At 42.6% G+C, this 20,622-nt stretch carries 17 protein-coding genes and 1 pseudogene; 16 read left to right on the forward strand and 2 right to left on the reverse strand.

Annotation, left to right across the window (positions count from 1 at the left end; genetic code table 11):
- The first annotated feature begins 132 nt into the window (after positions 1-132).
- The 7 genes and pseudogenes from ACLNCV_RS06320 (at position 133) to alaS (ending at position 7,716) form a co-directional block, all read left to right on the forward strand.
- Positions 133-1,290 carry an ABC transporter ATP-binding protein gene (locus tag ACLNCV_RS06320; RefSeq protein ID WP_000742895.1) on the forward strand — a complete coding sequence of 386 codons (1,158 nt, stop codon included), beginning with the start codon at positions 133-135 and terminating at the stop codon, positions 1,288-1,290.
- Positions 1,271-2,077 carry an ABC transporter permease gene (locus tag ACLNCV_RS06325; protein ID WP_000753801.1) on the forward strand — a complete coding sequence of 269 codons (807 nt, stop codon included), beginning with the start codon at positions 1,271-1,273 and terminating at the stop codon, positions 2,075-2,077. The genes ACLNCV_RS06320 and ACLNCV_RS06325 overlap by 20 nt, the downstream gene beginning before the upstream one ends.
- The gene (locus ACLNCV_RS06330) at positions 2,074-2,847 is read left to right on the forward strand and encodes an ABC transporter permease (RefSeq protein WP_414373985.1); all 774 of its coding nucleotides are present in this window, start codon (positions 2,074-2,076) and stop codon (positions 2,845-2,847) included. The genes ACLNCV_RS06325 and ACLNCV_RS06330 overlap by 4 nt, the downstream gene beginning before the upstream one ends.
- Complete coding sequence (locus ACLNCV_RS06335; RefSeq protein WP_424845017.1) at positions 2,844-3,914, forward strand: ABC transporter substrate-binding protein; 1,071 nt, start codon at positions 2,844-2,846, stop codon at positions 3,912-3,914. The genes ACLNCV_RS06330 and ACLNCV_RS06335 overlap by 4 nt, the downstream gene beginning before the upstream one ends.
- A gap of 149 nt (positions 3,915-4,063) precedes the next feature.
- On the forward strand, positions 4,064-4,315 hold the full coding sequence (locus ACLNCV_RS06340; RefSeq protein ID WP_261056095.1) for a hypothetical protein: 252 nt from the start codon (positions 4,064-4,066) through the stop codon (positions 4,313-4,315).
- 274 nt (positions 4,316-4,589) lie between these two features.
- Positions 4,590-5,076: pseudogene (locus ACLNCV_RS06345) on the forward strand (LURP-one-related/scramblase family protein).
- 21 nt (positions 5,077-5,097) lie between these two features.
- On the forward strand, positions 5,098-7,716 hold the full coding sequence (gene alaS / locus ACLNCV_RS06350) for an alanine--tRNA ligase (RefSeq protein ID WP_261126378.1): 2,619 nt from the start codon (positions 5,098-5,100) through the stop codon (positions 7,714-7,716).
- Positions 7,717-7,806: 90 nt separating this feature from the next.
- Here alaS and ACLNCV_RS06355 read toward each other — a convergent pair whose 3' ends face one another.
- Entirely contained in the window at positions 7,807-9,261 is a 1,455-nt protein-coding gene (locus ACLNCV_RS06355) for an alpha-amylase (protein WP_033684912.1), read from the reverse strand.
- A 177-nt stretch (positions 9,262-9,438) separates the two neighbouring features.
- Here ACLNCV_RS06355 and ACLNCV_RS06360 point away from each other — a divergent pair, with 177 nt between their 5' ends.
- Together ACLNCV_RS06360 and ACLNCV_RS06365 are read left to right on the forward strand one after the other, a co-directional pair.
- Positions 9,439-10,188: an ABC transporter ATP-binding protein gene (locus tag ACLNCV_RS06360; protein ID WP_033684913.1), complete on the forward strand. Its 750-nt coding sequence runs from the start codon at positions 9,439-9,441 to the stop codon at positions 10,186-10,188.
- Positions 10,169-11,803, forward strand: a complete 1,635-nt coding sequence (locus ACLNCV_RS06365) for a hypothetical protein (protein ID WP_261126380.1) — start codon at positions 10,169-10,171, stop codon at positions 11,801-11,803. The genes ACLNCV_RS06360 and ACLNCV_RS06365 overlap by 20 nt, the downstream gene beginning before the upstream one ends.
- 66 nt (positions 11,804-11,869) lie before the next feature.
- On the opposite strand, the gene ACLNCV_RS06370 is transcribed toward ACLNCV_RS06365, so the two are convergent.
- Complete coding sequence (locus ACLNCV_RS06370; protein ID WP_261056749.1) at positions 11,870-14,020, reverse strand: LTA synthase family protein; 2,151 nt, start codon at positions 14,018-14,020, stop codon at positions 11,870-11,872.
- 116 nt (positions 14,021-14,136) lie between these two features.
- Here ACLNCV_RS06370 and ACLNCV_RS06375 point away from each other — a divergent pair, with 116 nt between their 5' ends.
- Genes ACLNCV_RS06375 through ACLNCV_RS06405 form a run of 7 tightly spaced genes read left to right on the forward strand, consistent with a single transcriptional unit; the run spans position 14,137 to position 20,542 of the window.
- Positions 14,137-15,300: a class I SAM-dependent rRNA methyltransferase gene (locus ACLNCV_RS06375; protein ID WP_084950323.1), complete on the forward strand. Its 1,164-nt coding sequence runs from the start codon at positions 14,137-14,139 to the stop codon at positions 15,298-15,300.
- Complete coding sequence (gene aroD / locus ACLNCV_RS06380; RefSeq protein WP_000767765.1) at positions 15,297-15,974, forward strand: type I 3-dehydroquinate dehydratase; 678 nt, start codon at positions 15,297-15,299, stop codon at positions 15,972-15,974. Before ACLNCV_RS06375 ends, aroD begins: the two co-directional genes overlap by 4 nt.
- A complete protein-coding gene (locus tag ACLNCV_RS06385; RefSeq protein WP_261126383.1) occupies positions 15,964-16,818 on the forward strand; it encodes a shikimate dehydrogenase in 855 nt (284 codons plus the stop codon). The genes aroD and ACLNCV_RS06385 overlap by 11 nt, the downstream gene beginning before the upstream one ends.
- Positions 16,819-16,836: 18 nt before the next feature.
- The gene (gene aroB / locus ACLNCV_RS06390; RefSeq protein WP_049542903.1) at positions 16,837-17,904 is read left to right on the forward strand and encodes a 3-dehydroquinate synthase; all 1,068 of its coding nucleotides are present in this window, start codon (positions 16,837-16,839) and stop codon (positions 17,902-17,904) included.
- Between the two features lie 9 nt (positions 17,905-17,913).
- Positions 17,914-19,080 carry a chorismate synthase gene (gene aroC, locus ACLNCV_RS06395; RefSeq protein ID WP_261121275.1) on the forward strand — a complete coding sequence of 389 codons (1,167 nt, stop codon included), beginning with the start codon at positions 17,914-17,916 and terminating at the stop codon, positions 19,078-19,080.
- A 9-nt stretch (positions 19,081-19,089) separates the two neighbouring features.
- Positions 19,090-20,193, forward strand: coding sequence for a prephenate dehydrogenase (locus ACLNCV_RS06400; RefSeq protein WP_261126386.1), 1,104 nt, complete (start codon positions 19,090-19,092; stop codon positions 20,191-20,193).
- A gap of 10 nt (positions 20,194-20,203) precedes the next feature.
- Positions 20,204-20,542, forward strand: coding sequence for a YlbF/YmcA family competence regulator (locus tag ACLNCV_RS06405; protein WP_000065980.1), 339 nt, complete (start codon positions 20,204-20,206; stop codon positions 20,540-20,542).
- Positions 20,543-20,622: the final 80 nt, after the last annotated feature.

The raw sequence follows: 20,622 nt of genomic DNA on the forward strand, positions 1-20,622 counted from the left end.
TGTCATGGAAAGGGGGTGAAAGCCTATCGTTAGTGCAGAAGAATGTAGGCAGTTCAATCTCCTACACGAGGTAGTAGCGGCCTGACAGAGCCTTGATCTGTTAATCTATGAAAAAGAAGGAATAAATGACAATTGAAAAAACCAATTATTGAATTCAAAAACGTCTCTAAAGTTTTTGAAGACAGCAACACCAAGGTTCTCAAAGACATCAACTTTGAGTTGGAAGAAGGGAAGTTCTATACCCTTCTAGGAGCATCTGGGTCAGGAAAATCAACCATCCTAAATATCATTGCTGGTTTACTGGATGCAACGACAGGAGATATTTTACTGGACGGTGTCCGCATCAACGACATCCCAACCAACAAGCGAGACGTCCATACGGTCTTCCAATCCTATGCCTTGTTTCCACATATGAATGTGTTTGAAAATGTTGCCTTTCCACTTCGCTTGCGTAAGATCGACAAGAAAGAAATCGAGAAACGCGTAGCGGAAGTTCTCAAGATGGTTCAGTTGGAAGGGTATGAAAAACGTTCCATCCGCAAACTTTCTGGAGGACAACGCCAGCGTGTGGCTATTGCCCGCGCCATCATTAACCAACCCCGTGTGGTTTTGTTGGACGAGCCTCTGTCAGCGCTGGACTTGAAATTAAGAACAGACATGCAGTACGAACTGCGTGAACTACAACAACGATTGGGTATTACCTTTGTCTTTGTCACTCACGATCAGGAAGAAGCCCTGGCCATGAGTGACTGGATTTTTGTCATGAATGATGGCGAGATTGTCCAGTCTGGAACACCAGTAGATATCTACGATGAGCCGATTAACCACTTTGTTGCCACCTTTATCGGTGAGTCAAATATCTTGCCAGGAACCATGATTGAGGACTACTTAGTTGAGTTTAACGGCAAACGCTTTGAAGCGGTCGATGGCGGGATGAAGCCAAATGAGCCTGTTGAGGTTGTTATTCGTCCAGAGGACTTGCGCATTACTCTTCCTGAAGAAGGCAAGCTCCAAGTTAAGGTCGATACCCAGCTCTTCCGTGGAGTTCACTATGAAATTATCGCCTATGACGAGCTTGGGAATGAATGGATGATCCACTCAACTCGTAAGGCCATCGTGGGTGAGGAAATCGGTCTGGACTTTGAGCCAGAAGACATCCATATCATGCGTCTCAACGAAACCGAAGAAGAGTTCGATGCTCGTATCGAAGAATACGTGGAAATCGAAGAGCAAGAAGCAGGTCTGATCAATGCAATCGAGGAGGAAAGAGATGAAGAAAACAAGCTCTAAACTCTTTGTAGTGCCCTACATGCTCTGGATTGCCCTCTTTGTGTTGGCACCCTTGGTCCTGATTTTCGGTCAATCCTTTTTCAACATTGAAGGCCAGTTTAGTTTAGAAAACTATAAATCTTACTTTGCGTCACAAAACTTGACCTACCTAAAAATGAGTTTCAACTCTGTACTATATGCAGGAATTGTGACCTTTGTGACCTTGCTTATCAGCTATCCAACAGCCCTCTTTTTGACCCGTCTCAAGCACCGTCAACTCTGGCTCATGCTGATTATCCTGCCAACTTGGATCAATTTGCTCCTCAAGGCCTATGCCTTTATCGGAATTTTTGGTCAAAATGGCTCTATTAACCAATTTTTGGAATTTATCGGAATCGGTTCGCAACAGTTGCTCTTTACTGATTTCTCCTTTATTTTTGTCGCAAGCTACATCGAGCTTCCCTTTATGATTTTGCCCATTTTCAATGTCTTGGACGATATGGATAATAACCTCATCAATGCCAGCTACGATCTGGGTGCGACCAAGTGGGAGACCTTCCGCCATGTCATCTTCCCTCTATCGATGAACGGCGTGCGAAGTGGAGTTCAGTCGGTCTTTATTCCAAGCTTGAGTCTCTTCATGCTGACCCGTTTGATTGGTGGGAACCGCGTTATCACCTTGGGGACAGCCATTGAGCAGAACTTCCTGACAAATGACAACTACGGTATGGGTTCTACCATCGGTGTGATTCTCATCCTGACCATGTTCATCACCATGTGGGTGACCAAGGAAAGGAGAGAACGATGAAAAAAATTGCCAATCTTTATCTGGGACTAGTCTTTCTTGTCCTCTACCTGCCGATTTTTTACCTGATTGGCTACGCCTTTAATGCAGGCAACGACATGAATAGCTTTACAGGCTTTAGTTTGAGTCATTTTAAAACCATGTTTAGCGATGGTCGCCTTATGTTAATTGTGACCCAGACCTTTTTCTTGGCCTTTCTGTCAGCATTGATAGCGACCATTATCGGGACTTTCGGTGCTATTTACATCTACCAGTCTCGTAAGAAATACCAAGAAGCCTTTCTATCGCTCAATAATATCCTTATGGTTGCGCCTGACGTTATGATTGGTGCCAGCTTCTTGATTCTCTTTACCCAACTCAAGTTTTCACTTGGCTTTTTGACCGTTCTATCTAGTCACGTGGCGTTTTCCATCCCTATCGTGGTCTTGATGGTCTTGCCTCGTCTTAAGGAAATGAACGGTGACATGATTCATGCGGCCTATGACCTTGGTGCCAGTCAATTTCAGATGTTCAAGGAAATCATGCTTCCTTACCTGACACCGTCTATCATTGCAGGTTATTTCATGGCCTTCACCTATTCGCTAGATGACTTTGCCGTGACCTTCTTTGTAACGGGAAATGGCTTTTCAACCCTGTCAGTCGAGATTTACTCTCGTGCTCGCAAGGGGATTTCGCTAGAGATCAATGCCCTGTCTGCCCTTGTCTTTCTCTTTAGTATTATCCTAGTTGTTGGATATTACTTTATCTCACGTGAGAAGGAGGAGCAAGCATGAAAAAACTCTATTCATTTTTAGCAGGAATTGTAGCCATTATCCTGGTCTTGTGGGGAATTGCGACGCATCTAGACAGTAAAATCAATAGTCGAGATAGTCAAAAACTGGTAATCTACAACTGGGGGGACTATATCGATCCTGAACTCTTGGAGAAATTCACAGAAGAAACAGGAATCCAAGTCCAGTATGAGACTTTTGACTCCAATGAAGCCATGTATACCAAGATCAAGCAGGGTGGAACGACCTACGATATCGCCATCCCTAGTGAATACATGATTAACAAGATGAAGGACGAAGACCTCTTGGTTCCGCTTGACTATTCAAAACTTGAAGGTCTTGAAAATATCGGACCAGAGTTCCTTAACCAGTCCTTTGACCCAGGCAATAAATTCTCTATCCCATATTTCTGGGGAACCTTGGGAATTATTTACAATGAAACCATGGTTGATGAAGCACCTGAGCATTGGGATGACCTCTGGAAGCCAGAGTATAAGAACTCTATCATGCTCTTTGATGGGGCGCGTGAGGTGCTGGGATTGGGGCTCAACTCCCTAGGCTACAGCCTTAACTCCAAGGATCCACAGCAGTTAGAAGAGACAGTGGACAAACTCTATAAGTTGACTCCAAATATCAAGGCCATCGTTGCGGACGAGATGAAGGGCTATATGATTCAGAATAATGCTGCTATCGGCGTGACCTTCTCTGGTGAAGCCAGCCAAATGCTAGAAAAAAATGAAAATCTACGCTATGTGGTACCGACAGAGGCCAGCAACCTTTGGTTTGACAATATGGTCATTCCCAAAACAGTCAAAAACCAAGACGCAGCCTATGCCTTTATCAACTTTATGTTGAAACCCGAAAATGCTCTTAAAAATGCAGAGTATGTCGGCTATTCAACACCAAACCTACCAGCTAAGGAACTGCTCCCAGAGGAGAAAAAAGAAGATAAGGCCTTCTATCCTGATGATGAAACTATGAAACACCTAGAAGTTTATGAAAAATTTGACCATAAATGGACAGGCAAATATAGCGATCTCTTCCTACAGTTTAAAATGTATCGGAAGTAGGAGTTAGCAGTCACGAAACGAATCAGTCAAGCTGGTTCGTTTTTTATGTAAAAGGCAATTTTTGTAATGGTATCTTTTTCTATTCTAGTTGCTTATTTTCTTGCCTAGTAGTATACTAAGCTTAACCTTACAGAAAGCGGTAACAAATCATGAAAATGTCTACTTTTTTCAAAAAAAGTTATTGGCCAACCTTTTTGATTGTTAACGAAACATATATACTATTCTATCTAAAGGATGGTTTGGATCGAAAATACCTAACAACTGAGTCTATATATTTGGTGATAGGAAACTTTATATTTTGGAATATTTTCGTAGCTATTTTTAGCAATTCGAAAATGTGGGATAAAAGTTGGGATAAAAAGAAAAATGGCAGTAAGAAAAAATATATCCTGAAAAAGTAATCGGAGATGTAGGGAATTGGTCTGATTCAATGGAGATCATTTCCAGTTGACGCAAGCTTAAAAAAACGATATAATAAGAAAGTTGAGATTTGATTTTCAGTTGTCTTAGTCCAGAGAAATGGCGGTGCTGCGAGCCATCTAAGCTAGAAAGTCATGCTACTCAATCATACAATTGCATAAGAATAAGAGAATGACAAGTTCATTGAATGAAGGTGGTACCGCGGTTTTTCGCCCTTCGTGATATGAGCTTGTCTTTTAATTTTTGGAGGTGTTGATGAAAACATTTCTTGTCAAACAAAAGTTTCGTCTTGGAGGCGAACGCTTCGCTATCAAGGATGACAGGGGAGAAATCGCCTATCAGGTAGAGGGATCATTTTTTTAAGATTCCCAAAACTTTTACCATCTATGATGCGACTGGTGAACAAGTTAGTCAGATCAGTAAAGAAATCTTGACCTTGCTTCCTCGTTTTGAGATTCAGCTTCGGGATGGCTCGAGTTTTGTCATTCGCAAGAAGTTGACCTTCTGGCGAGATAAGTATGAGTTTGATAATCTGGGGCTTCGTATCGAGGGCAATATCTGGGATTTGAATTTCAAATTGCTGGATGATCGCGATCAGCTGATTGCGGAAATTAAGAAGGAACTCTTCCATCTGACTTCTACCTACACTGTAACGGTTCTTGAAGACGCTTATGCAGACCTAGTCATTTCCCTCTGTGTCGCCATTGACTATGTGGAAATGCTGGAAAGCCAATCACATTAAAGAAGTAAATAAGGAGACAATATGAAACAACTATCTAGTGCACAAGTACGCCAAATGTGGCTTGATTTCTGGGCGACCAAAGGTCACTCTGTAGAACCATCAGTGAGCTTGGTTCCTGTAAATGATCCAACTCTTTTGTGGATCAACTCTGGGGTAGCAACCCTTAAGAAATACTTTGACGGAACCATAATCCCTGAAAATCCACGTATTACCAATGCCCAAAAGGCTATCCGTACCAACGATATTGAAAACGTAGGGAAGACTGCACGTCACCATACCATGTTTGAAATGTTGGGGAACTTCTCTATCGGAGATTACTTCCGTGACGAAGCCATCACTTGGGCTTATGAGCTTTTGACAAGCCCTGAATGGTTTGACTTCCCAGCTGAAAAACTTTACATGACCTACTATCCAGATGATAAAGATTCTTATAACCGCTGGATTGAAGTGGGAGTGGACCCAAGCCACTTAATTCCAATCGAAGATAACTTCTGGGAAATCGGTGCAGGACCTTCTGGACCAGATACAGAGATTTTCTTTGACCGTGGAGAAGCATTTGACCCAGAAAACATCGGTATTCGCTTGCTTGCAGAAGATATCGAAAACGACCGTTATATCGAAATCTGGAATATCGTTTTGTCACAATTTAACGCAGACCCTGCTGTTCCTCGTAGTGAATACAAGGAATTGCCACACAAGAACATTGATACGGGCGCTGGTTTGGAGCGTTTGGTGGCGGTTATCCAAGGGGCTAAGACAAACTTTGAAACTGACCTCTTTATGCCGATTATCCGTGAAGTTGAGAAATTGTCTGGTAAGGTTTATGACCAAGATGGCGACAACATGAGCTTCAAGGTCATCGCTGACCACATCCGTTCTCTTTCATTTGCCATCGGTGATGGTGCCCTTCCAGGAAATGAGGGTCGTGGTTACGTCCTTCGTCGTCTCCTTCGTCGTGCGTCTATGCATGGTCAAAAATTGGGAATCAACGAACCTTTCCTTTACAAATTGGTTCCAACTGTTGGTAAAATCATGGAAAGCTACTACCCAGAAGTGCTTGAAAAACGTGACTTTATCGAAAAAATCGTTAAGAGCGAAGAAGAATCATTTGCTCGTACCCTTCACTCTGGTCAACACTTTGCCCAAGGCATCGTAGCAGACTTGAAAGAAAAAGGACAATCTGTCATTGCTGGTTCAGATGTATTTAAACTTTACGACACTTATGGATTCCCAGTTGAATTGACTGAAGAAATCGCTGAAGAAGCGGGCATGACTGTAGACCGTGAAGGTTTTGAAGCAGCTATGAAAGAACAGCAAGAACGCGCGCGTGCCTCAGCTGTCAAGGGTGGCTCAATGGGTATGCAAAATGAAACCCTTCAAAACATCACAGTGGAAAGTGTCTTCAACTACAATGCTAGCCAATTATCTTCTAAATTGGTGGCTATCGTGGCTGACAATGCAGAAGTAGAAGCTGTATCAGAAGGAACTGCCTCTCTTATCTTTGCGGAAACGCCATTCTATGCTGAAATGGGTGGACAGGTAGCTGACCATGGACAAATCTTGTATGGGTCAGGCAAGGTTGTAGCTACTGTGACAAATGTTCAAAAAGCACCAAACGGACAAGCACTTCACACGGTTGAAGTTCTTGCACCGCTTGCCTTGAACCAAGAATATACCTTGGCAATTGATACAAATCGTCGTCACCGTGTCATGAAAAACCACACTGCGACTCACTTGCTTCACGCTGCCCTTCACAATATCCTTGGAAGCCATGCAACTCAGGCAGGATCTCTTAATGAAGTTGAATTCCTTCGCTTTGACTTTACCCACTTCCAAGCTGTAACTGCTGAAGAATTGCGTGCGATTGAGCAGCAAGTCAACGAAAAAATCTGGGAAGCTCTTGAGGTTAAGACAGTTGAAACGGATATTGACACTGCCAAAGAAATGGGAGCTATGGCTCTCTTTGGTGAGAAATACGGCAAAGAAGTCCGTGTTGTTACTATCGGTGACTACTCTATCGAGCTTTGTGGTGGTACCCACGTTGGCAATACTTCTGAAATTGGCCTCTTCAAGATTGTCAAAGAAGAAGGGATTGGATCAGGAACTCGCCGTATCTTGGCAGTGACTGGTAAGGAAGCCTTTGAAGCCTACCGTGAACAAGAGGACGCTCTTAAAGCTGTCGCAGCGACCTTGAAAGCACCTCAAGTCAAGGAAGTACCTCACAAGGTAGAAGGACTTCAAGAACAACTTCGTCAACTTCAAAAAGAAAATGCTGAATTGAAAGAAAAAGCCGCAGCTGCAGCCGCAGGCGATATCTTCAAGGATGTGAAGGAAGTCAATGGTCACCGTTACATTGCTAGTCAAGTGTCTGTATCAGATGCAGGTGCCCTTCGTACCTTTGCAGATAACTGGAAACAAAAAGACTACTCTGATCTTCTTGTCCTAGTTGCTGCTATCGGTGACAAAGTCAATGTTCTTGTAGCTAGCAAGACAAAAGACCTTCATGCAGGAAACCTTGTCAAAGAATTAGCACCAATCGTCGATGGACGTGGTGGTGGTAAACCAGACATGGCCATGGCAGGAGGAAGCAATCAAGCTAAAATTCAAGAACTCTTGGATGCAGTATCAGGTAAATTGTAAGAAAACAAAGATCTATCCATTAGGGTAGGTTTTTTTTGTGAATACAAAAAAGCCAAATCCGATTGAACCTGGCTTGATAATCATTGGCAATTAGATTGTATTGGCTGCCCAGACACTTACCGAAGCAGTTGAGACTGGAAATTGTCCATAACCTTCCTCATCAATTGTAACTTGACCTAGGTGGTTTTCAAGTAAATCTACAAAGGTTTGGTTAGCCCATTCTTGGCCGACAAACATTGATTTGCTGTTTTCTTGGTCATTTGAAATCAAGACTGCGATTGGGGATTGATTTTCAGCACCTGAGCGTACCCAACCAATACAGTTAGGATCATCAAAGTAGTCATTTTGTTCTCCATAAGCCAAATCTTTTCGGATAGCTAGGAGGCGGTCAAGGACTTCTTTGAAATCTTGCTGAGCATACTGCCCTGAAATACCATAGTAGTCTCCGTAAAAGACACATGGAAGGCCGTCTTGGCGTAATAGAATGAGGGCATAGGCTGCTGGTTTGAACCATTCTTCAACAGTAGACTCAAGAGCCTGACCACGTTGGGTATCGTGGTTGTCGACAAAGGTTACAGCCTTGTAAGGTTTGTCGACAACCAAGCTATCTGTGAAAATACCACGAAGGTCATAGTTTGCGCCAGCTTGACTGGCTTCAAAGAGATTCTGGTGGAGACGAACATCAACAAGGTCGAATCGTTCTTCCGTTTTTTCAAGATAGTCCAGATTGGCTTCCTTGTCAGGATTCCAGAATTCACCAAAAACATAGAAATCCTCACCGTATTTTTCCTTCATATCACGGATAAAATTGCTCATGAAGAAAGAGTCAATGTGTTTAACGGCATCCAAGCGGAAACCAGCTACACCAGTCGTTTCCATGAACCAGTCAGCCCAGTCATAGATATTTTGGATGACTTCAGGATGTTTAAAGTCTAGGTCGGCATACATGAGGTAGTCATAGTTACCGTTTTCATTATCGACCAATTCCTCATTTGCCCACCCCTTGTTGTCTCCTTGAATCAGATAAATCCCAGACTTGCGACGTTTGGCATCATAGTCTGTACCGGTGAAGTGGTACCAGTGCCAGTGGAAGTCATTGTAGGTATCTTGGCGACCATCGAAGGTAAAGCTAGTCCAGCCATTGATGGTGAAGGGTTCCCCAAGTTCAACTGTACGGTCTACAGGATCTACTTCAATAACCTGAAAGGCTTCCATGTGATCAGCAGCAGCCTTGTGATTGAGCACCACATCGGCCATAGGTTGAATTCCCTGTTCTTTTAGAGCTTGAATGGCTTGAAGATAGTCTTCTTTAAAACCATACTTGGTGCGGACAGTACCTTTTTGATTAAACTCTCCTAAGTCGAATAAGTCATAGACCCCATAGCCGACATCTTTTTCATTGGTAGCCTTGAAGGCTGGTGGCATCCAGACATGGCTGATACCGAGATCAGCTAGGTGTGGAGCATCTTCAGCCAGACGCGTCCAGTGCTGGCCGTCATGGGGCAGATACCATTCAAAGTATTGCATGAGTGTTTGATTTTGCATGATGTTTCCTCTTACTTGTCAATCTTGTTCTTTATTCTATCATAAAGTATCGGTTAGCTCAAACGTTTGCGTAAAACTGAATAATAAGTTTTTGACTATTTTATATAAAATGTTGATTTTTAAAATGAAAGCGCTATAATTATAGTAAATTACATAGATAAAGAGAGGAGATTTCTCATGATTGAATTTCAAAATGTTAGTAAGTTGTATGGTGATAAAGAGGCCTTGAGCAATCTCAATCTGCAGATTGAAAATGGGGAGATTATGGGCTTGATTGGCCATAATGGGGCTGGAAAATCAACCACTATAAAATCCTTAGTTAGTATTATTTCACCCAGCAGTGGTCGTATTTTGGTAGATGGTCAGGATTTATCGGAAAATCGTTTAGCTATTAAACGAAAAATTGGCTACGTAGCAGACTCGCCTGACTTATTTTTACGCTTAACAGCCAATGAATTTTGGGAATTGATTGCTTCATCCTATGATCTGACTAGCTCTGACTTGGAAGCTAGTCTAGCTAGGCTATTGAAAATTTTTGATTTTGCTGAAAACCGCTATCAGGTCATTGAAACTTTTTCTCACGGAATGCGTCAGAAAGTCTTTGTCATCGGGGCACTCTTGTCTGATCCTGATATTTGGGTCTTGGACGAACCCTTGACTGGTTTAGATCCCCAGGCTGCCTTTGATTTGAAGCAAATGATGAAGGAACATGCACAAAAAGGCAAGACGGTCTTGTTTTCAACCCATGTTCTAGAGGTGGCCGAGCAAGTCTGTGATCGGATTGCCATTTTGAAAAAAGGGCATTTGATTTATTGTGGTAGCGTAGAGGACTTGAGAAAAGACCATCCAGACCAGTCTTTGGAAAGTATTTACCTTAGCCTTGCTGGTAGAAAAGAGGAGGTTTCAGATGCGTCTCAAGGTCATTAAAAAATTAGTGGATATCAATATCCTCTATTCATCTCAAGAAGCTAATCTGGCTAACCTACGAAAGAAGCAAGCTAAAAATCCTGGGAAAAAAGTAAATGTTTCCGCTAGAGTCCTAGGTTCTTACATTTTTTCCAGTCTCTTGATGCTCATCATGTTTATAAATATAGCCAATCATTTTCCTTTTGATGAAATGCCTGTTTATTTTAGTTTTATGGTTGCTATTTTACTAGTGATTGCCTTTTCAACTTCTTTAACTGCCTTTTACAATGTCTTTTATGAGAGTAAGGACTTGGTATCGTATAGGCCTTATGCCTTTAAAGAATCAGAGATTATAATTGCTAAAGGACTGTCTGTCCTCTTGCCAGCTCTGCCTGGAATTGTACCAATCCTAGCTTATTTTCTAGTCCTCTACATTAGGCTAGCACCTTCTCTTTGGCTGGGCTTGCCTTTGATGCTACTGTCCTTGGCTCTATTATTTGTTTCTGTGGCTCTAGTGATGGTAGTGGCAGTGCATTTCTTGGCTCAAACTGCGCTTTTTAGAAAGTATCAGTCTATTTTTTCGAATGTGATGATTGGGATAGGAGTTCTCACACCTTTAATATTTGTCTTCTTTCTACAGTCGACTTCTAGAGGTATAGGTGATCAGACTAAAGAAATTCCACCTCTTCTTTATCCTATTCATATCTTTTACAAAATAGCAGTGGAGCCTTTTTCGATAGAAGCCATACTGGGTCTACTCGCTTGGATAGCTTTAACTGTTTTCTTGCTTTACCTGACCCAAAAGAAGGTTTTTCCTCATTTTTATGACGTGATTCTTCTTAACAGTGAGGAGAAGGTCAAGAAAGAACGTCGCAGTAAGGAGGGGCTTTCAACTACTAAAAAGGGCTTTTTCCGTATGGTTTTACGCTACCACCTCACCCTTTTGGGACAGGGGACTGGCGTGATTACAGTGCTTTTTACAAGTGCTTTCCTTCCTTATCTCATGATGATCGGTCTGATTTCCAACATCCGAGATTCTCAGATAGTTCCAGACATTCATCCTCCATACTGGTTACCCTTGTTTTTTATAGCTCTCTTTATAGCAGTTGTCAATAACAATATTACCAGCCTGCATTCAATTGCCTTGTCCTTGGAGAGGGAAAATGTTGAGTTTCTTAAGAGTTTACCCTTTGACTTTGCTCGTTATGTGAAAGTGAAATTTTGGATTATATTTGCTGTCCAGTCCTTTTTACCAATTCTGACTTTACTTGGTTTTTCTCTATATCTAGGCTTGCCCATCCTTTCGATGATTTACCTTCTTGTAGTCTGGACCCTTGCCAGTGTCATCCTTTCTTGTCACCATTATTTTAAGGATGTGAAGAATCTGTCAACCAATTGGAGTAGTATTACTGACCTAGTGAATCGTTCAAATGGTATAGTCAAAATTGTTTTACTCTTAATTTATTGTGGTATCTTGTCGATTTCAGCCCTTGTGAGCATATTCTTGGTTCGGTCTCTATCTACTATCCTTGCCATCAGCTTGGGAGTAGGAGCTCTTATCCTCTTACTTGGTCTTGCTATATTTAGCTATCATTACTACCTGTCACGCATATTAGCAGAAGTAGAAAAAAGATGAGCTAGTTGGTCGCTTGCTTGATAAATTTTTAAAAAGAAATGCTCCTCCAAGACGGAAGAGCATTTTTTATTGTGATTTTGATTCGGTTTCTGCCGACTCTGGATGGAGTTCTTGGTAACTTGGTGCCTTGAAAAGGTCAGTACTGGTCTTACCTTGTCGTTGGCTAAAGAGACTGGTTGATTGACTACCTTTTTCCTGCTCAATCTTTTGAAGAATTGGTAAAGAATTGAGGTAAGAAATACTTTCTGTATCAACTTTTCCAAGATGATCTGCTTGGTAGAAACGTATCAAATCGCCAGTTTGAATCTGGTCGCTGATTTTTAGCTGTTGGCTGGCTGCCTGCCGAACGATTTCTAGTTCAGTCTGAGCTTGTTCATCAAGATTACTGATTTCAAGACCGCTTTCAGTATAGTAGGTTCGTCCGTCGTAGCTAGTATATTTGGGTGTGACGAAGGAATTAGCAGTTCGAAAGGCAACGATTTCTTGGTGGTCTGGTGATAGGAGGTCTTGGCCGACTTGAAGGAAGGAGTTGGACTCAATACCAAGGAGGTGTTCGAGAGTCGGTAAGATATCGATTTGTCCACCGTAGGTATTGATGATTTGTCCCTTTTCATAGCCAGGCATGACCACCATAAAAGGCACTCGTTGCAACATGGCATTGTCGTAATTCGACCAGTTCTCAGAAGTCTTTCCAATCAAGGGTGCCAGATCAGGATTTCGGGAGTTGGAAATTCCATAATGGTCTCCGTAGATGACGATGATGGATTTTTCATAGAGGCCACTTTCTTTGAGATAGTCAAAGAAGGCCTTGATAGCACTATCTAGATAGTTAGCTGTTTGGAAGTAGCCATTGATGGTTTCATCTTTGGTTTTAGCCAGTGGGAAACCAAGCTCATCGCCTGTTAGATTGCTAGCATAGGGATAGTGATTGGACACCGTGATATACTTGGCATAAAAAGGCTGCTGCAAGTGCTCTAGATATTGGATAGAATCTTTCATCATGATTTTATCATTTAAACCATATTGGAAAGAGTTGCTACTGTCTTGCTTGGTAAAATAGGAAGCATCAAAGAAGCATTGGTAACCCCATTGTTTATAGGTCGTATTTCGGTTCCAGAAGGTCCCAATGTTACCATGAAAGACTGCACTTGATTGGTAGCCATTTTTTGATAGGATAAAAGGCGCAGCCTGCTGGGTATTGGTACCTCCATAGTTGACCATAAAGGAACCTTGGTCAAGTCCAAACAAACCAGTCTCCAGCATGGTTTCCGCATCTGAGGTCTTACCAGCCTTGACTTGGTTAAAGATATTCGAAAAGGCTAGGGTTGCTTGCGAATGGTAGAGGGAATTAAGGAAGGGAGTGACTTCATGCTCAGTTCCATCTACGTTGAGTTTATAGTCAAGTAGGAACTGCTGAAAACTCTCTAAGTGGAGATAAATAACATTTTTTCCTTTGGCAAGGCCAAAATAGTCTGGATTGGGCTTAGCAGAATGTTCTTGAATATAGTCTGTGATAGGTTGAAGGTCGGTCTCAGAAGCCTTGGCACGTTCTTTGTTGGCGCTGTAGGATTGGTTGGCACTATAGCCCAAAAAGGCTGGCAAACTAAGGGCACGAACAATATAATAATTAGAAAATCCTCGCGATAGGAGATCGGGACGTTCGATTTCAGCCAAGAAAAGATTAGCAGAAAAGAGCAGGGCTGAGAGAGCAGTGATGGCAACACTGGAGCGGAATTTGAAAGGTCTCCTATCCAGCTGGATGAGCTTCTTATAGAGAAGATAAGCCAGCAATGGGAAATCCATAAAATAGATGAAATCCCAAAAGCGCAGTAACTCTAGTTCGGCAGTACCAACAGACACCTTGCTGACCACTTTCATGGTATTGGCCGTGATAAAGTCACTAAATTCTCGATAGTAAAAAATATTAGAATAGAGCCAAATGAATAAAAGGCAGTAAATAGCTATACTAAGACTGTAAAAGGCCTTGGTTGATCGAGCATAGAGGGCTAGAGCCAGCAGGAGGAGTCCCAAAGGAATGGGATTGAAAAAGGCGATAAAGGCAAGGTAATTTCCCTGCAATTTGCCTACTTGAATATCTAAATTGAAGTCAACGGTATAGGCTAATAAGGTTTTGAGCCAATAGAGGATTAAAAGGGTTAGGACAAAACCCAGTCTGGTACCGATGGCTTTTTGGATTTTGTTAAAATTGATTCTCACACAATTACTTCCTAAGTTTTTATTAGTATTAGTATACCATTTTTTAAAACTAGAGTAAAAAAGCAAGGGTAGTTTCTTTTTTGAGAATTGTCACAAAATTTGCTATAATAGGGACTATGAATAAAATAAGAGTCAGCAAAAGGGTTGAAAAAAAGCTTTCAAAGGGACTAGTTTTACTAGAAGCCAGTGATCTTGCAGATGTTCATCTCAAGGATCAGGAAGTAGAAGTTCATAGTCAAGATGGAAACTTTCTTGGTACTGCCTACCTTTCTCAGCAAAACAAGGGCTTGGGCTGGTTTGTTAGCACAGACAAGGTGACCTTCAATCAAGCTTTCTTTGAAGCACTGTTTAGACAAGCTAAAGAAAAGAGAAAAGCCTACTATCAAGACGAATTGACAACTGCCTTTCGTCTCTTCAACCAAGAGGGAGATGGCTTTGGTGGTATGACAGTGGACCTTTATGGCGACTATGCTGTCTTTTCTTGGTATAACTCTTATGTTTATCAGATTCGCAAGGTTATCTCAGAAGCTTTTAGACAGGTTTTTCCTGAGGTGTTAGGGGCCTATGAGAAGATACGCTTTAAGGGTTTGGACTATGAATCTGCCCATGTTTATGGTCAAGAAGCACCTGACTTTTTCACTGTTTTAGAAAATGGTGTCTTGTATCAAGTCTTTATGAACGATGGTTTGATGACAGGGATTTTCCTAGACCAGCACGAGGTTCGTGGTAGTCTAGTGGATGGATTGGCTATGGGCAAATCCTTGCTCAATATGTTTTCCTACACAGCAGCCTTTTCAGTAGCTGCGGCCATGGGAGGAGCAAGCCAGACTACTTCGGTTGACCTAGCTAAACGTTCACGAGAATTGTCTCAAGCGCATTTTCAGGCAAATGCAATCAGCACAGACGACCATCGTTTTATAGTCATGGATGTCTTTGAGTATTTCAAGTATGCCAAGCGAAAAGGCTTGACCTATGATGTGATTGTCCTAGATCCGCCTAGCTTTGCTCGGAACAAAAAACAAACATTTTCTGTGGCTAAGGATTATCACAAGTTGATATCCCAGAGTCTTGAGATTTTAAATCCGGAAGGGATTATCATTGCCAGTACCAATGCTGCCAATGTTTCCCGCCAGAAATTTATAGAACAAATTGATAAAGGCTTTGCAGGAAGAAGTTACCAGATTTTAAACAAATACGGTCTTCCAGCAGATTTCGCCTATAATAAAAAAGATGAAAGTAGTAATTACCTCAAGGTGATTAGTATGAAGGTTAGTAAATGAAATTAATCGTTTCAGTAATGCCAAGAAGTTTAGAGGAGGCCCAGGCTCTGGATGCCACGAGGTACCTGGATGCCGACATCATTGAATGGCGTGCCGACTATCTGCCTAAGGAAGCGATTTTGCAGGTGGCTCCAGCGATTTTTGAAAAATTCGCAGGTCGTGAGTTGGTTTTCACGCTACGAACTCGTTCTGAAGGGGGAGAAATCGACCTTTCTCCAGAAGAATATATCCATCTAATCAAGGAAGTGGCGCAACTCTATCAACCAGACTATATTGATTTTGAGTACTATAGCTACAAGGATGTTTTTGAGGAAATGCTGGACTTCCCAAATCTCGTTTTGAGTTACCATAATTTCCAAGAAACACCTGAGAACATGATGGAAATTTTGTCAGAGTTGACGAGTTTAAATCCAAAACTTGTTAAGGTTGCGGTGATGGCTCACACGGAGCAGGATGTCTTAGACTTGATGAACTATACACGAGGTTTTAAAACCCTCAATCCTGAGCAGGAATATGTAACTATTTCTATGGGCAAGGTGGGTAAGGTCTCTCGTATCACTGCGGATGTGACGGGTTCGAGCTGGTCATTTGCTAGTCTAGATGAGGCCAGTGCCCCAGGTCAGATTTCCCTAGCTAACATGAAAAAAATTCGGGAGATTTTGGATGAAGCTTGATGGCTATACACGTTTAGCTGCCGTTGTTGCCAATCCTATTAAGCATTCTATTTCCCCCTTTATCCACAATAGTGCCTTTGAGGCGACAGCTACCAATGGTGCTTACGTGGCTTGGGAGATTGAAGCGGCTGAATTGGAAGTCACAGTGGCTAATATTCGTCGCTACCAGATGTTTGGAATTAACCTTTCTATGCCCTATAAGGAGCAAGTGATTTCTTATTTGGATGAGCTGAGCGATGAAGCGCGCTTGATTGGTGCGGTTAATACGGTTGTCAATGAGAATGGCAATTTAATTGGATATAATACAGATGGCAAGGGATTTTTTAAGAGCTTGCCTTCTTTTACAATTTCAGGTAAAAAGATGACCCTGCTTGGTGCAGGTGGTGCGGCTAAATCAATCTTGGCACAGGCTATTTTGGATGGTGTCAGTCAGATTTCAGTCTTTGTTCGTTCAGTTTCCATGGAAAAAACAAGACCATACCTAGACAAGTTACAGGAGCAGACAGGTTTTAAGGTGGACCTGTCTGCTTTAGAAGATGTTCCTGAACTGCAAGCAAGGATTGCTGAGTCGGATTTACTGGTCAATGCAACTAGTGTAGGGATGGATGGTCAATCCTCTCCAGTTCCTGAAAGCATAGTCTTACCAGAAACTCTTTTAGTAGCAGATATCATTTACCAACCCTTTGAAACACCATTTTTGAAATGGGCCAGAAGGCAGGGCAATCCAGCGGTCAACGGTCTGGGAATGTTGCTCTATCAAGCTGCAGAAGCTTTTCAACTGTGGACAGGCAAGGAAATGCCGACAGAAGAAATTTGGCAGTCTTTAACAGAAAAATACCAATAAAGAAAGGGAGATTCTCCTATGAAAATCAGAATCGATATTCCTCATCATCCTTATGATATTCAGATTGAAAAAGGTTGTCTGGCTCAGGCTGGTCAATGGTTGCGAGAACTCTGGCAACCACAAAAAGTGGTTATCATAACAGACAACCATGTAGCCTCTCTCTATGCGGAGAAGGTCAAGCTCAGCCTAGAAGATGCTGGTTTTCAGGTAGCAGTTTTTGACTTTTTAGAAGGGGAAGAAAGAAAGAATTTAACCACTGTCCAGAAAGTCTATGAATTTTTAGTCAAGCAAGGTCTGACTCGTAGCGATGGAATCGTGGCTCTTGGTGGTGGTGTCGTTGGGGACCTGGCTGGTTTCGTAGCCTCTACCTATATGCGAGGTATTCATTTTGTTCAGATTCCGACTAGTTTGACAGCCCAAGTGGATTCTTCTATCGGTGGAAAGACAGGTGTCAACACTCCATTTGCTAAAAATATGGTGGGGACCTTTGCCCAACCAGATGGGGTTCTGATCGATCCGCTTGTCCTTGAAACGCTCGGAAAAAGAGAGTTGATTGAAGGGATGGGAGAGGTCATCAAGTACGGCTTGATTGAGGATCCAGAACTGTGGGCTCTCTTGGCAGAGCTGGATGGTTCTGTGGAGAGCATTCTGGAACATGCAGAGACCTTGATTGAACATTCTTGTCAGGTCAAGCGCAAGATGGTAGTTGAGGATGAGTTGGACAATGGTGTTCGCCTTTACCTCAATTTTGGCCACACTATTGGTCATGCTATTGAAGCGACTGCTGGCTATGGTAAAGTCATGCATGGAGAGGCTGTGGCTATGGGAATGGTGCAGATATCCAAGGTTGCTGAGGAAAAAGGCCTCATGCCGGCTGGCATTACCCAATCTATCACAGAGATGTGTCAGAAGTTTGGTTTGCCTGTTGACTATGAAAACTGGGATGTAGATAAGCTTTATCAAGCTTTGACTCATGACAAGAAAGCGCGTGGCAATACCTTGAAGTTGGTCTTGGTACCAGAGCTTGGTTCGGCAACCATTCACCCAGTTTCTCTGGAAGAGATGAAAGACTACTTGGTAAAATAAGGAGAACGTATGAGATATTTAACTGCAGGAGAATCACACGGTCCCCGTCTGACGGCTATTATTGAAGGAATTCCAGCTGGACTACCTTTGACAGCTGAGGATATTAATGGAGACCTTAAACGCCGTCAGGGTGGCTACGGCCGCGGTGGTCGTATGAAGATTGAGAGTGACCAGGTTGTCTTTACTTCGGGCGTGCGCCACGGGAAGACGACAGGAGCTCCCATTACCATGGATGTCATCAATAAGGACCACCAGAAATGGTTGGATATCATGTCTGCAGAGGACATTGAAGAACGCCTTAAAAGCAAACGAAAAATCACCCATCCACGTCCAGGACATGCCGATTTGGTAGGGGGCATCAAGTACCGTTTTGACGATTTGCGAAATTCTTTGGAACGTTCATCAGCTCGTGAAACCACCATGCGAGTGGCAGTCGGGGCTGTAGCCAAACGCCTCTTGGCTGAATTGGATATGGAGATTGCCAACCATGTCGTGGTCTTTGGTGGCAAGGAAATCGATGTACCTGAAAATCTGACAGTGGCTGAGATTAAGGAAAGAGCTGCCCAGTCTGAAGTTTCTATTGTCAACCAAGAACGAGAACAGGAAATCAAGGACTATATTGACCAAATCAAGCGTGATGGAGATACCATCGGTGGGGTTGTCGAGACAGTTGTCGGAGGTGTTCCAGTTGGTCTTGGTTCCTATGTCCAATGGGACAGAAAATTGGATGCCAGACTTGCCCAAGCAGTTGTCTCTATCAATGCCTTTAAAGGGGTTGAATTTGGTCTTGGCTTTGAAGCTGGTTACCGCAAAGGTAGCCAAGTTATGGATGAGATTCTCTGGTCTAAAGAAGACGGCTATATTCGCCGTACTAACAATCTTGGCGGCTTTGAAGGTGGTATGACCAACGGGCAACCGATCGTTGTTCGTGGAGTTATGAAACCTATTCCTACTCTTTATAAGCCTCTTATGAGTGTGGATATCGAAACCCACGAACCTTATAAGGCAACCGTGGAGAGAAGTGATCCGACCGCTCTTCCAGCAGCCGGTGTGGTCATGGAAGCCGTTGTGGCAACGGTTCTGGCACAAGAAATCCTTGAAAAATTCTCATCAGACAATCTAGAGGAATTAAAAGAAGCGGTAGCCAAACACCGAGACTATACAAAGAACTATTAAGGAGTTCCTATGGCAAAAACAGTCTATATCGCAGGTCTTGGTTTGATCGGTGCCTCGATGGCACTTGGTATCAAACGCGATCATCCAGATTATGAAATTTTAGGTTATAATCGCAGTCAAGCTTCGAGAGATATTGCCTTGAAAGAAGGCATGATTGACCGTGCAACGGATGATTTTGCTAGTTTTGCTCCTTTGGCAGATATCATTATTCTCAGTTTGCCAATCAAACAAACCATTTCCTTTATTAAGGAGTTGGCCGACTTGGACTTGAAAGAAGGTGTGATTATTTCAGATGCCGGTTCGACCAAGTCATCCATCGTAGATGCGGCGGAGCAATATTTGGCTGGCAAGCCTGTTCGCTTTGTCGGGGCCCATCCCATGGCTGGTAGTCATAAGACAGGAGCAGCTTCTGCGGATGTCAATCTCTTTGAAAATGCCTATTATATCTTTACACCTTCGAGCCTGACAAGTCCTGATACGCTTGAGGAAATGAAGGATCTGCTTTCAGGTCTCCATGCTCGCTTTATCGAGATTGATGCCAAGGAGCATGATCGGGTGACTTCTCAGATTAGCCATTTTCCTCATATTCTGGCTTCTAGTCTCATGGAGCAGACTGCGGTTTATGCTCAAGAACATGAGATGGCAAGGCGCTTTGCGGCCGGTGGTTTTCGAGATATGACCCGAATTGCGGAAAGCGAGCCGGGCATGTGGACTTCTATTCTCTTGTCTAATCGTGAAACTATTCTGGATCGAATTGAGGATTTCAAGGAGCGCTTAGATGAGGTTAGACAAGCCATCAGCAAGGGAGATGAGGAGCAGATTTGGAACTTTTTCAATCAGGCACGTGAGCAACGTCAGGCCATGGAAATCCATAAACGTGGCGGTGTAGACAGTTCTTACGATCTCTACGTTGATGTTCCCGATGAAGAAGATGTCATCTTGAGGATTTTGGAACTGCTACGTGGAACTTCCTTGGTTAACATCCATATCAACGAGGAAAACCGTGAGGATATTCACGGGATTCTACAAATTTCATTTAAAAACGCTCAAGACTTGGAAAGAGCCGAGCACCTCATAACAGAAAACACCGACTACACAGTCGTTGTCAAATAAGGAGAAAATCATGTCAAATATTTACGATAGTGCAAACGAACTCAGTCGCGGTTTACGCGAATTACCAGAATACAAGGCTGTCAAAGCAGCTAAAGATGCTATTTCAGCAGATGCTGAGGCAAGCAAAATTTTTACAGAATATGTTGCCTTCCAAGAGGAAATTCAAAGATTAGCGCAGACAGGTCAAATGCCAGACGCTTCCTTCCAAGCGAAGATGGAAGGTTTTGGCAAGCAGATTCAGGGGAACAGCCTCTTGTCAGAATTCTTTACCAAGCAACAACAATTGGCAATTTACCTTTCTGACATTGAAAAAATTGTTTTTGAACCAGTTTCAGAATTGCTAAAATAAGAAAAGAACTATCATAAAGTCAGAAATTTTAAGGAATTTCTGGCTTTTTATGATAAAATAAGTAAAAGTATTGCAAGTAT

Origin of the sequence: Streptococcus sp. CL5.50 (assembly GCF_049738015.1) — a bacterium.
GTDB lineage: Bacteria > Bacillota > Bacilli > Lactobacillales > Streptococcaceae > Streptococcus > Streptococcus mitis_CA.

Excerpts from the sequence above, each read along its gene's own strand:
- ACLNCV_RS06360 (WP_033684913.1), top strand. The coding sequence starts at position 9,439 with ATGATTGAATTTCAAAATGTTAGTAAGTTGTATGGTGATAAAGAGGCC.
- ACLNCV_RS06335 (WP_424845017.1), top strand. The coding sequence starts at position 2,844 with ATGAAAAAACTCTATTCATTTTTAGCAGGAATTGTAGCCATTATCCTG.
- ACLNCV_RS06365 (WP_261126380.1), top strand. The coding sequence starts at position 10,169 with ATGCGTCTCAAGGTCATTAAAAAATTAGTGGATATCAATATCCTCTAT.
- ACLNCV_RS06385 (WP_261126383.1), top strand. The coding sequence starts at position 15,964 with ATGAAGCTTGATGGCTATACACGTTTAGCTGCCGTTGTTGCCAATCCT.
- aroD (WP_000767765.1), top strand. The coding sequence starts at position 15,297 with ATGAAATTAATCGTTTCAGTAATGCCAAGAAGTTTAGAGGAGGCCCAG.
- ACLNCV_RS06340 (WP_261056095.1), top strand. The coding sequence starts at position 4,064 with ATGAAAATGTCTACTTTTTTCAAAAAAAGTTATTGGCCAACCTTTTTG.
- ACLNCV_RS06325 (WP_000753801.1), top strand. The coding sequence starts at position 1,271 with ATGAAGAAAACAAGCTCTAAACTCTTTGTAGTGCCCTACATGCTCTGG.
- alaS (WP_261126378.1), top strand. The coding sequence starts at position 5,098 with ATGAAACAACTATCTAGTGCACAAGTACGCCAAATGTGGCTTGATTTC.
- aroB (WP_049542903.1), top strand. The coding sequence starts at position 16,837 with ATGAAAATCAGAATCGATATTCCTCATCATCCTTATGATATTCAGATT.
- aroC (WP_261121275.1), top strand. The coding sequence starts at position 17,914 with ATGAGATATTTAACTGCAGGAGAATCACACGGTCCCCGTCTGACGGCT.
- ACLNCV_RS06330 (WP_414373985.1), top strand. The coding sequence starts at position 2,074 with ATGAAAAAAATTGCCAATCTTTATCTGGGACTAGTCTTTCTTGTCCTC.
- ACLNCV_RS06405 (WP_000065980.1), top strand. The coding sequence starts at position 20,204 with ATGTCAAATATTTACGATAGTGCAAACGAACTCAGTCGCGGTTTACGC.
- ACLNCV_RS06400 (WP_261126386.1), top strand. The coding sequence starts at position 19,090 with ATGGCAAAAACAGTCTATATCGCAGGTCTTGGTTTGATCGGTGCCTCG.
- ACLNCV_RS06375 (WP_084950323.1), top strand. The coding sequence starts at position 14,137 with ATGAATAAAATAAGAGTCAGCAAAAGGGTTGAAAAAAAGCTTTCAAAG.
- ACLNCV_RS06355 (WP_033684912.1), bottom strand. The coding sequence starts at position 9,261 with ATGCAAAATCAAACACTCATGCAATACTTTGAATGGTATCTGCCCCAT.